This is a genomic window from Nostoc sp. ChiSLP03a (genome assembly GCF_034531215.2).
Taxonomy (GTDB): domain Bacteria; phylum Cyanobacteriota; class Cyanobacteriia; order Cyanobacteriales; family Nostocaceae; genus Nostoc.
Window position 1 is genome coordinate 63,135 of the sequence record NZ_JAVRBQ020000149.1, and the last position, 11,671, is coordinate 74,805.

Annotated in this window: 8 protein-coding genes; 1 reads left to right on the plus strand and 7 read right to left on the minus strand. The window is 40.0% G+C overall.

Annotation, left to right across the window (positions count from 1 at the left end):
- Positions 1-276: 276 nt before the first annotated feature.
- Positions 277-1,365 (plus strand): aromatic ring-hydroxylating dioxygenase subunit alpha, encoded by a 1,089-nt coding sequence (locus tag RMY32_RS25500; protein ID WP_322710994.1) that lies wholly within the window; start codon positions 277-279, stop codon positions 1,363-1,365.
- Between the two features lie 408 nt (positions 1,366-1,773).
- Here RMY32_RS25500 and RMY32_RS25505 read toward each other — a convergent pair whose 3' ends face one another.
- The 7 genes from RMY32_RS25505 to RMY32_RS25535 form a co-directional block, all read right to left on the minus strand.
- Complete coding sequence (locus RMY32_RS25505) at positions 1,774-2,817, minus strand: caspase family protein (RefSeq protein WP_322710995.1); 1,044 nt, start codon at positions 2,815-2,817, stop codon at positions 1,774-1,776.
- A 195-nt stretch (positions 2,818-3,012) separates the two neighbouring features.
- Positions 3,013-5,166, minus strand: coding sequence for an ABC transporter substrate-binding protein (locus tag RMY32_RS25510; protein WP_322710996.1), 2,154 nt, complete (start codon positions 5,164-5,166; stop codon positions 3,013-3,015).
- A complete protein-coding gene (locus RMY32_RS25515) occupies positions 5,163-6,551 on the minus strand; it encodes a hypothetical protein (RefSeq protein ID WP_322710997.1) in 1,389 nt (462 codons plus the stop codon). Before RMY32_RS25515 ends, RMY32_RS25510 begins: the two co-directional genes overlap by 4 nt.
- Positions 6,538-7,473 carry a MoxR family ATPase gene (locus RMY32_RS25520; protein ID WP_322710998.1) on the minus strand — a complete coding sequence of 312 codons (936 nt, stop codon included), beginning with the start codon at positions 7,471-7,473 and terminating at the stop codon, positions 6,538-6,540. Before RMY32_RS25520 ends, RMY32_RS25515 begins: the two co-directional genes overlap by 14 nt.
- Entirely contained in the window at positions 7,458-8,441 is a 984-nt protein-coding gene (locus RMY32_RS25525) for a hypothetical protein (RefSeq protein ID WP_322710999.1), read from the minus strand. The genes RMY32_RS25520 and RMY32_RS25525 overlap by 16 nt, the downstream gene beginning before the upstream one ends.
- Before the next feature lie 230 nt (positions 8,442-8,671).
- Positions 8,672-9,352 carry a hypothetical protein gene (locus tag RMY32_RS25530; RefSeq protein WP_322711000.1) on the minus strand — a complete coding sequence of 227 codons (681 nt, stop codon included), beginning with the start codon at positions 9,350-9,352 and terminating at the stop codon, positions 8,672-8,674.
- A gap of 94 nt (positions 9,353-9,446) precedes the next feature.
- Positions 9,447-11,441, minus strand: coding sequence for a heavy metal translocating P-type ATPase (locus RMY32_RS25535; protein ID WP_322711001.1), 1,995 nt, complete (start codon positions 11,439-11,441; stop codon positions 9,447-9,449).
- Between the last annotated feature and the right edge of the window lie 230 nt (positions 11,442-11,671).

Sequence of the window (11,671 nt, forward strand, 5' to 3'; positions counted from 1 at the left end):
TTTGCTAAACATCAAGTGGTTTGAGAGGTAAGCGAAATATTATCACCAGTATTAGAACTTTTTATCGTAAATTAAAAGGCTTAAGACCCCTACATCTACATGTAGCACCAATTCTAGTCAGGGTTTAAATCCATATCTGAAATTTCTTTAATTTTGAATTTTGAATTTTGAATTGTTAATGGGTAGCTGTTTCTCATGGTACTGAAAGTAACTGTTTTTTTGAAGTTCCCATGTTACTTCTAGATTAACTGCTTCACTTCAAGTGAAACCATAAAAATGAATCTCAACTCGCAGACTTTTAGCTCAATCCGTAAACCTAAAATTTTCAATAATCCAGAGCGTTTTATTGAGGGATGGTATTGGGTAATACCCTCTCAAAATCTGCGGGTGGGTGAAGTAAAACCTGTCACGATTTTGGGTAGAGAATTAGTAATTTACCGTGGTAAAGATAAAATAGTAGTTACCTTTGATGCTTACTGTCCACACATGGGCGCTCACCTTGCTGAAGGCAAAGTTGAGGGTAATGCACTACGTTGTTTTTTCCACCACTGGAAGTTTGATGCTGAAGGAATGTGTACTGATATTCCATGTTTAGATGTACCACCTTCCCTAAAGTTACAAACTTGGCCCACTGCTGAAAAATATGGGATGATTTGGGTTTGGACTGGAGAAATACCACAACAACCTCTACCTTTTGTTCCAGAGTTAGAACAAAAAGAGTGTCATGTCGCCATTCATTCCCACTTCTTGCTGAACTGTCATCCCAATGTGGTGATGATTAATGCGATTGATGCTCAACACCTCAATACAGTTCACCAATTGCCACTAGAAATTATTTTTGAAAGACACGAACTAAACGAGAATGCGATTATCTTCAGTAATACTACACCCATAAAAGACAATTTCTTTTTGATTAAGCTCATCCGTCTTTTTTACAAAAATGTCATAACTTACAGTATTTGCTATTGGTACGGTAGCATTGGCATTGTGACAATTGGCCCTGATTTCTTTCATGTCCACATGATGGTTGCAGTTCGCCTCTACGAAAGCGGAAAAACTGAAGGTCAAGTTCTATTGATGACTAAAAAACGTAAAGGAATTTTTGCTTGGTTATGCAATCGAGTTGTACTATGGCTGACTAAGATTGCAGCTAAGTACTTTCTCATGGGTGACATCAAGATTCTTCAAACAATTCAGTTTGATTTAAAAACTCCTATCAAAGCAGATCGCTCAATTATGCAGTTTATTAACCATATTGAAAAACAGCAATCCCTAATGTGGGGTACTTGGCAAGAAATGCGATCGCGCGATCTGGAAAGCAAGCCCAAGCGTAAGAGATGGGAAGATACAATGAGTAATGACTAACATCATGTTTATTATCACCAGAAGTTCGCCCGACTGCTTGGCCAATTAAATGCACGCATCATAACTATTGTCAACAATCTTTGCAAGAAATGAATCGTTTGTAGAGGCGTATAGATGTACGCCTCGACCAATGTATGTCTAGCAAATGTTTTCCGAAATGATATAACGATTAATAAAAATTAAAAGTTTAACAAAGTTACTTTTTTACTGGATTACTAGATAAATAAAAAGAAGTGGCATAAGCCACTTCCTAATTCCCAGGTAGAACCTAAGTTATGAGTATAACGACTACGAAAAAATGAAATAGTATAAACAAACACCAATTAACTGAATATCTCTATTTTCCTTGTTTCTAGGTGAGTAAATCTTGATTTACATGTACCAAATAACTGTATATTTACATAAGTCTCATGATTGTAATGCAGACTCAAGCTTATCAAGTTCATCGTTAAGATATGCCAGTTTTGCCTCTTCATCAAGAAGCTGCTGTTCTAATTGAAACTTGACTGCCGTACCAGCCTCAATAGCCAAAGCTTTCTTCATCTGCTTTAACTTCTCGTTGCGGATGTCAAACTCTGCCTGAAGTGCGTCTAGTTTTTGTTGCGATCGCCGTCGCTGTCCAGCAGTTAAACTAGTAGAAATTGGACTAGTTTCAATAGTTGCTGTTTCACCAGATAAAAATTTACTTCCACCTGCGTAATAACAAAGGGGAAAATTATCACCCAAATCCAGCACTTTATTTACAAACGGGTGTTGTGGCCCTGATGCTCTTTTTGGCACTTGGTCAAATAAGTAAACTAAAATATCAAGAATACGTGCATAACCATCTTTATTCACAGTTGCTTTACCTTGCAAGGCTTCTAACAAGCAATCGGTGAAAGCACTGTAGGGTTGACCTGTGTAAGAATATTCGTCTTCTCGCGAAGAAGCAATCACAACTCGACCACTTCCCGTTCTTAGTACATTTAACAGTTCCGGGGGTAAGGGTGATTTTACAAAGGTTTCTCCTGGTTCCTTCAAAGCTGGAACGCCGCTTGCATGACAACAATCTAATAAAACTACAAGTTTACGCGCTGTAATTGCTTCAATTGTTTGGGTAAATTCTACACCTGATATAGCTGTGTCTGCGCGTTGACTGGGGTCATAGCCGAATGGTACAAGGAAGTATTCATTGGTGCGCTGGATGCGTCCACCATGACCAGAGTAGTAAATGATCACAGTTGCATCAGAATTTTGATTGACTTGGGCGATGATTTGGTCAAAAGCTGCGAGGATATTTTGCCGAGTTGCAGAGGTTTCGGTGAGGAGTGTGACTTGTTCTGGTGGATAGGCGGCGCAACTTGGATCAATCAGTATATCTCGTACAGCCGTTGCATCTATGACTGTGACAGGTAAATCAGCACCTATGCCAATGAGTAATGCATAACCATTGGTAAAAGTTTGGTTTGTCATACGGTGGGTGAGCAATGCGTAGCTCCTAGCTTGTCGTTAGACATCGCCTTTTATAATCTATAACTTGTGGAGAAGTGCGATCGCTTTCATTAGATATTTCACCATCGCTGCCATCCTTATCTTATTTACCACTGCCTTCCCTTACAAGGCTTCTAACAAACAATCTGTGAAAGCATTATATCGTTTGCGTTGTGCTTAAGGTTGAATCGGCACAAACTCATAGTTGTCAGTGCCAGGTATTTGTTGAACTTTGACTAAGAAGATGGCATTATTTGTGCGATCGCCTGATGGTGAAAACTGAATCTTTCCCGTTGCACCATCGACTGAAAAACTCGGACTATGCAACACCTTTTGTAATTCATCGCGTCTGTTGGTATTGGTTCGTTGTAAACCTGCGATGATCGCCAAAGTTGCATCATAAGCTGTAGCTGTTCGCCAATTGACAGTTGCACCCCAAAGTTTTTGGGCTTTTTGCGGAAAGATGTTATTAGGAAATGCTGCGGGATACCAAGGTGCAGAGATTATCAGTCCGTTGATACCGCTGCCATTCTTTAAGGTTTCGTCAGTGAAAAGTGTAGGACTACCAAATACAGTCAACTGCCCTTGATTAGATTGTGCCACCGCTAGACCTTGTTTTATTTTGTCTACATAAAGACCTAACACTAAGGCATTAGCACCGCTACGTACAGCTTGAGAAATGACAGCACGAGGGTTAAAGTCACGGCCAGAAATATCGCACTCTGTAGAATTAATCTGAGCGTTAGCAGTTTTTATCGCATTAACAAACTCATCGTTAAACGACTGATTATCTATCCCTTGGTAATCAACACAGATAAGAAAATTGGTTTTCCCCGCTATTTTAATAGCGTAATAAGAGACGCTATCTGCTATAGATTTAACACTAGGAGCAGTGCGGAAGATATAATTGCCAACCCTATCAAGGTTTTGGGCAAAACTGGTGGGAGAAATCATCACTAACCCATCTTTTTGATAGACTGGGGCTGCTGAGAGAGAAGCATTACTAGAATTATGTCCCACGACAGCTAAGATGTTGGTATCTTTGCCAAACCGAGTGGCAAGCTGTGCAGATTCACTTGGATCATTATCATCATTAGCGATCGCTACCTCCAATGCTTTGCCATTGATACTGCCACTGCTATTCACCTCATCTTGAGCTTGAGCCACACCGCGCAGTATCTCTTTTGCTACATTTGGATTTGTCCCAATAGGTACGCTCACAGCAATTTTGAGCCGATTTTCTTTTTGACGAGCCTTAGCATTATTCAAGTAAATCAATGCTTCTGGGTCTGTGCTGTTAGCTTTGCGATATAAATTTAACTTATTAATAGCAGTTTGACAATCACCATTTAAAAATGCTTGAACTCCAGCTTCTTTATCTGAGTTTGTATCTTGTTTTAATAAAATTTCTTCACCCAGGCTAATTCTGTCATTCAAACTATAGGTCTCTTTAGGACATAATGAGTTTTGTGTAAGTTGAGATGTATGAAATCTAAAAATGTATATTCCTGTGCCTCCAATCAGCGTTCCTAGAGCTAATATAGATAAAAAGAATAGTGATGAAATTCTACTTCTTTTTAGCGCGTTTTTATGGTTAGCGAGTTGCTCGAATAGCTCTGGAAGATTTGCTTTTATCTTTTCGGGAATAGGTAAATCAACTCCGGCAACCCGTATTTTATTTTCTCCTTCTAAGATTTTGCTAACTTGATCTGTTGCAGCCTCCAAATTCCCACGGGCTAACTTTCCCATTCCGCGTGCATAACTGAGTAAAGGATCGAATTCAGCTAATGGTTGTGCAAATATTTCTGTTAATGATACGATTCTTATCAGTTCTGCTTCATTATTAAAATCCAATTTATCGAATTCCAATGCCAATTCATGAGCTACCTTATTAGGCTGCGTGTATGCTAAAGCTGTCCACTGCTGCGTTAGAGCAAAATCTTGAATATCTGGATCTTTACTTTCAAGTTTTGGCCTTACATAGTCGAGTAAAAAGTTTGATAGTTCATTAATCCGCTGTTGACCAAATTTTTTATCTTCCTGCAAACGACTCAACAACAGATTTCGTACTGTTAAATCCATCTCGTATAGTTCATATCCGACTTCATTACACAAGCTTGAAACCAGCAAATCTGCTACTGCTACCCAAGGGATACCTAACACTTGGTCATCAATATCCCGTTGGAACTGAACCCATAGACGATACAACAAATCTGGTGTGAGTGCTAAGGGAAAAGCAGCATGATATGCTAAATATAGATGAGCTTTGCCGAGTTTTGCAAAAGACTCAATGCGTTGCTTCGCAATTTCTTCAAGTCTAATCTTGCTCATATTATTTGCCTCTCAAAGTTAGCAAAGCGTCCACGCAGCACAGCAATAGCATCTTGTAAACCTTGGTGGCTAAATTCAAACATGGGGACAAGATGGGCAATTTCTGCGGCTGTTGTACGAAGCCAACGCTTTCTCGGCATAGGATTAAGCCAAGCAATATAACGTACCCGTTGTTTCATTTGGGCAATAAATTGTTGAGTTAATTCGTAGCGTTCATCGCTATATCTGCCACGAACAGCACCAGCATCACTAAAAATCAATACAGCAGTTCTATTTGAGCAAATATGGTTAACAATATTAGTGATTAATTCTGCTTGCTGATGATGGGGGTCGTGGTAAAGATATTCAATAGGGCAATTGTGAAAGTAGTAAATTCCAGATTTGCCCAAACGTCCCCCACGCAAGGCAGTTTCTGCCAACCGACGTGATAGCGAGTGGAAAGGCACCATTGAACCATCTTGGTCAATTAGTAAGAGTAATTCTGATTTATTCACTCGACGGGGTATGAATACAGGTTCAAGCAATAAACCTTGGCATCCAATCTGGTGAATAGTTGCTGCCATATCTAACTCTATTTTTGGCCCTTCACGTACTGGGTGGCGCAAGTAACGCCAAATTTGTTTCATTTGTCGCTCGGTTACAGGCAAATACTCGCTAGTCAAGACGAGGCGCGTGGAAACAGTTTCTTCATTTCTGTTGGTAGCTTCTAGAACTGCTTTGACTGCTTGTACCTCATCTTCTATCGTCTGGGTCAATTTTGCAGCCAGAGATGAATTAGCTGTAGGGGTTACTTGTGAATGCGAGGTACTTTCAACAATGCGCTGTTGATTATTTCGCCTAACTAACCACTTAAAAATCATGGCTGTAACTAATAAAAAACTCCAAAAAAGCCAATCTGAATGGTTTGGGTTTGGGCTTGGGTTTGAGTTCGGCTTTGGTGTTTTAATTGCTTGGGGTGTTGGTTTTGTGGTTGAGGATGGTATCGGATCTGAGATTGGTGTTTGAATTGGCTCTGGTGTTTGAATTGGCTTTTGTAAAAAGAATCCAGCACCCAAGCCAATAGCAACTCCGATAAACCCCAAAATTACGTAGCGGGTAATCGGAGAAACTTGATGCTGTTCGGATTGTGTAGGCAATGTTTCCGCAGTTGACAATCCAGGCTCATTACCTATTACCAGTTCAAAATGATCTTCAAACACCTGCTTTTCTTCAGATGATTTGATCCACAAAGTCTGACACAGACGTTTCAAAGCAGCTTGATCATTAATTCCAAAGCCGGCTTGCATCGCTTGTAGAACTAACTGATATTCCTCTATGCCAAGTGGTAAGCCAGCATCGCACAGTTTGGTAAACAGTTCCAGCAGAGGCAAATCATTCACATCCACGGCTTTGTCTCAAATAACGTAAATGGTCATCCCACCTTTTCAGTAACACGCCAGCATAAGGTATCTTGCCATCCAGTTTTGCCAGAGCCTCATCTTCAGGATAACGGCGCAGAACGCGAAACCAATCAATTAATTCGCTAGTGCTGACCTTTTTGCCAGCCTCCCCCTTGTCTTGTTGCATTTTTTCCCGCAGACGCCAGAAGCTATCTATGGCTTGCTTCACCAAAGCTTCGGGTGAAGTAGGAAACAGAGCATTAACAATTTCCATTAATCGCTCACGACTTGGAAATTCGACATAGTGAAACAAACATCGACGCAAGAAGGCATCCGGTAAATCCTTCTCATCATTACTAGTGATTAAAACAATTGGTGCTGCTTTGGCCTCAATTTTTTGTCCTGTTTCCTCCACAAAGAATTGTTTTTGGTCTAATTCCAATAGCAAATCATTAGGAAAATCAATATCAGCTTTATCAATTTCATCAATTAACACTACCGTGCGCTGCTGTTGCTGAAATGCTCGTCCTAATGGTCCCCAGCGTACATAGCTAGTCGGGTCATCAATTCGCAGAATTTGTTCTGGTGTTAGGCGACTGGAGGTTGCAAGTTGTGCATCACGCAATCGTCCCACGGCATCGTAAATATACAAACCATCCCGCGCTCGACTGGTGGATTTAACATACCAAGCTTCTAATTTCAAATCTAGCTCGTAGGCAACTGCACTTGCCAGTAAAGTCTTCCCACATCCTGGTTCTCCCTTCAGTAGTAAGGGGCGTTCTAAGTAAATCGCCAAGTTCACCGCTTCTACCAGTTCGGGGTTAGGAAAATAGGGATATAAAAGCTGTCCGTTCGCGCCTCTTTCTCCTAACTGTGGCTGAACTTTACCTGTATATTCCAAGAGTTTTCCACCTACGGCTTGAACCATATTTGCTCCCATTCACAATTAGACAAGCGACAAATTTCTTGTAAGGCGGGTTCTGGAATGCCATTCTCACTTTTTTGGAGTATGTCACGTACTGCTTCATCTACCTCTACCTCTGTTGCAAAGTCGATTAACAGTTCCTCGGCTTCATACTTTATCCAAGTAACTAGCTCATTTTCGGAAAATTCGGTAATCATAGGTAGCTTAATAGGGGTATCCGGTTCCCAATCTGGGTTGAGTTGCTCTGCAAAAGAAATATTCCAACTGCCCACACAGCCCTCATTGTCAACCAAAAACATGAATAGCTGGAATTGATTGGTTTGTCTAGTAGTCTCCCTAGCTTTAATCACCAATGGAAACCAGAACTTAAGGATCATTTCTTGCAAAAAAGCTTCAGACAGGTGATTCACATTGTCAAAAATCAGCAAGATGGTTTGAGTTCGCGACCATTTGTAAACTCTTTCTATAATGTCCGAGTTTGAACTTCCCCAGCCAAGACCGACCCCATAACTAAGTTCGCGCCATAGTGCAGCAACATCACTTCTACGGGCAATGCGGGTCAGGTTAATCACCACTCTCTTAGCGTTAACGTTCTTGCTAACATACTTCGACACCAACCGATTCAATAACCAGCCTTGTCCATACCACAGTGAACCATGAATCAGAAAAGCTGCTACAGAATGAGCTTTAATAAATTGTCGGAATGCTCCCGTCTGAGTTTGATATCCCAATTTCAATAAAGCACGATACACCCTTCCACTAGATAAAGCTTGTTCTAGTGCATCAAGCTGTTGAGTTAGTTCGTTGAGTTGTGTTTCAGTTTGTTCAATTTCCTTTTCCAGTTGGAAGCGAGTGGCAGTGCTTGCCTCGATTGCACAAGCACACCGTAGTTTTTTTTCCTTCTCTATCAGTAAGTTACGCTGCTGTTCTAATGCTTGGCGTCTACGCTCTAAGTACTGTTCATCGGACATTCAATTACTTTTTTAGTGAATAATCTTTACTCAAAAGGAGTAGCCAGAATGTTGATGTAGCAATCTGAGCGATCGCCTTTTGTTTCAATAGCTGAAATATCATTCTGACGATAGATGTAACTTATGTAGTTTCTTATAAGAGTAATTTACCACTTCCAGACCTAGTATAAAAATCTGGTTTAGATAGTCCGCTTTTGCCTAAGCCAGCAAATTAGATGTTTAGCAGCCGATCATTGCTCACTTGGATTCAGTACAACGATAATTTCTGCTAGCCTAATTCCCAAAGGTTTCCAGTGGGTATTGCTGGAGGAGAAAGTACCATCCCCTGACACTGCTTGGTAGTCATTGAGAAACTTTTCAGAAGCATTGGGAGCAGCGTCTACTCGGAAAATGATTTTGCCTTGATAACGGGATAATTTACTACTATCTAACAAAATCGTGCCGCCGTAATCCCAACCCAATCCATAAAGTTTAAAATTACCTAATTTTTTACGTAACTCGCTAAACGAGGTTCCCACTCCAATACCTTCGCGGGTTTTCCAAGCTGAACCCAGGTTACGCACATCTAGGAATTTGGTACGAGTATTATCACTCCAAACCACTAGCAGCGATCGCCCCTGATTTAGATTTACCTGAGTAGCTGCAAAACTACCGATTCCTTCAGCACCAGAGATAGTTTTATCAACGAGATGGGATGCACCAAACAGTTTGACTAAATCCTGCTTGGTGGTTTTGCGTGTTATCGGCCCTACCCTTTCCCCAGGAACAATTAAGGTATCTTTTAAGGGTTGCGATTTAGCAACAGTAATTGGGTGATTGATTTTCTGGGGTAGTGCAAAGGCTGGGTTTGCTGAATAATTTAGCAGTAAAGCTAAAGTAGCTGTAGCAATGCCTTTGATTGATGAATTCATGGGTTTTATTTTGGTTAGTAGAATATGAGTGAGAAGTTCTCATATTTTAACTACTACAAATTACCAATTAAAGATTCCCGATTTTATAATAACTTTATTTCATCGCTCTAGTTGCGTTTAAAATTGCCAGCATTGCTACTCCGACATCAGCAAATACAGCTTCCCACATTGTCGCTATCCCGAAAATACCCAATCCAATAAATACACCTTTAATTGCTAACGCAAATCCAATATTTTGCCAAACAATTTGCCTTGTTTTTCTGGCGATTTGGATTGCTTCTGCCACTTTCGATGGTGCATCTGTCACAATTACAATATCGGCAGTTTCGATCGCTGCATCTGAGCCTAATCCACCCATTGCCATACCAACATCTGCTCTAGTAATCACTGGGGCATCATTAATTCCATCCCCAACAAAGGCAACTTTACCATGTTTGCTGGCGGTGCTGAGTAACTTTTCAATGGCATTAACTTTTTCTTCAGGTAATAGCTCTGCTTCATAAGTATCTATACCAAGCTGTTGAGCAATGCGGGAAGCGATCGCGTGATTATCTCCTGTTAACATTACTGTTTTCTCTACACCCATTAGCTTGAGTGCTTGAATAGCAAGTCTTGCATCTTCTTTGAGTTCATCAGCAATGACAATATAGCCAGCGTAAATATTATCCACTGCTAGGTGAATAACTGTTCCCTCTAACTGGCAATTATCGTGAGAAATCTTTTCTCTATGCAATAGGCGATCGCTTCCCGCTATCACTACCCTATTTTCAATCTTGGCTCGAATTCCATAACCTGCTATTTCTTCATAATCTCCAATCTCAAATTCATCAATTTTTCCACCATAAGCTTTGCAGATAGATTGAGCGATAGGATGATTAGATTGTGATTCTACTTTGGCAGCTAATAGCAACAGTTCTTGTTCATTCCAGCCATTTAATGGCACTATTTCTACTACTTTGAATACCCCTTTCGTTAACGTCCCCGTTTTATCAAAAACAACTGTATTAACTGCATTTAAAGTATCTAAAAAAGTAGAGCCTTTAACCAAAATTCCACGTCTAGCTGCACCTCCCACACCTCCAAAGTAACCTAATGGAATACTGATAACGAGTCCACACGGACAGGAGATAACTAGTAAAATCAGGGCCCGATAAACCCATTCGGAAGAAGTTGCACCCGAAATGAATAAAGGAGGCAATATTGCAACTGCTAGCGATGTAAAAACTACGATTGGTGTATAATATTGGGCAAATTTAGTAATAAACTTTTCTGTTGCTGCTTTTTTACTTTTGGCATTTTGCACCAAGTCTAAAATCTTGGCAATGGAAGATTCATCAAATAGTTTTGTGACTCTAATGACGAGCGCACCTGTTTTGTTAATCGTCCCAGCAAAAACTGTTTCTCCAATTCTTACCGTTCGCGGTACAGATTCTCCAGTTAATGCAGATGTATCAACTTGCGAATTACCATCTATAATTTCGCCATCTAAAGGAATCTTTTCTCCCGGCTTTACAACAATAATATCTCCAATGTTTACTGTTTCTGGTGATACTTTCTTCAGTTCTCCTTCTATTTGGATATTCGCATAGTCTGGGCGAATTTCCAATAATGATTTGATCGAATTACGAGAGCGGCTGACGGCAATATCTTGGAACAATTCTCCAATTTTGTAAAATAACATTACCCCGACAGCTTCGGGTAATTTATGAATTGTGATCGCTCCTAATGTTGCTACCGTCATTAAAAAGGTTTCATCAAATATTCTACCTCTAACTATATTGCGTCCAGCAGTTTTTAAAACACTCCATCCACTTAATAAATAAGCAGGAATGAAAATTAGATATTCTCCTATTGAGTAGAATGTATTGTGTAATTGATTTTCAAAAATCACACCAGGCGCATATAAACTTAAAATTGCTACCAAAGGTAATATCTCATTTTTCAGATTGAATTCTCCTCCGTGTTCATGATTGTGGTCATGGTTATGATTCTCATTATGATTGTGATGATGAACATGGTTATGATTCTCGTGATGGTCATGTTCACAGCTGCAACAATCTGAAGATTCCGAATGTACTTTCTGCTTCATTTTTTCTATGTAGGCTAGTAAATTAATTGAGATATGAGCCTTTTTTTTAATGTAATGAAAAAAAGAAGTTTTTACAAGTTGGTATTTTAATACCAATTTAATGTGAAGTTACACATATCTAGATCCCCCTAAATCCCCCGATAAATTGGGGGACTTTGATATGTTTTTCTGGTTCCCCCCTTTATAAGGAGGGCTAGGGGGGATCGAATTCTATGCAGCTTTATAAAAAA

What these genes read in the sequence shown, in the direction of transcription:
- RMY32_RS25500 (WP_322710994.1), top strand. Translation starts at nt 277, where the DNA reads ATGAATCTCAACTCGCAGACTTTTAGCTCAATCCGTAAACCTAAAATT.
- RMY32_RS25505 (WP_322710995.1), bottom strand. Translation starts at nt 2,817, where the DNA reads ATGACAAACCAAACTTTTACCAATGGTTATGCATTACTCATTGGCATA.
- RMY32_RS25510 (WP_322710996.1), bottom strand. Translation starts at nt 5,166, where the DNA reads ATGAGCAAGATTAGACTTGAAGAAATTGCGAAGCAACGCATTGAGTCT.
- RMY32_RS25520 (WP_322710998.1), bottom strand. Translation starts at nt 7,473, where the DNA reads ATGGTTCAAGCCGTAGGTGGAAAACTCTTGGAATATACAGGTAAAGTT.
- RMY32_RS25525 (WP_322710999.1), bottom strand. Translation starts at nt 8,441, where the DNA reads ATGTCCGATGAACAGTACTTAGAGCGTAGACGCCAAGCATTAGAACAG.
- RMY32_RS25530 (WP_322711000.1), bottom strand. Translation starts at nt 9,352, where the DNA reads ATGAATTCATCAATCAAAGGCATTGCTACAGCTACTTTAGCTTTACTG.
- RMY32_RS25535 (WP_322711001.1), bottom strand. Translation starts at nt 11,441, where the DNA reads ATGAAGCAGAAAGTACATTCGGAATCTTCAGATTGTTGCAGCTGTGAA.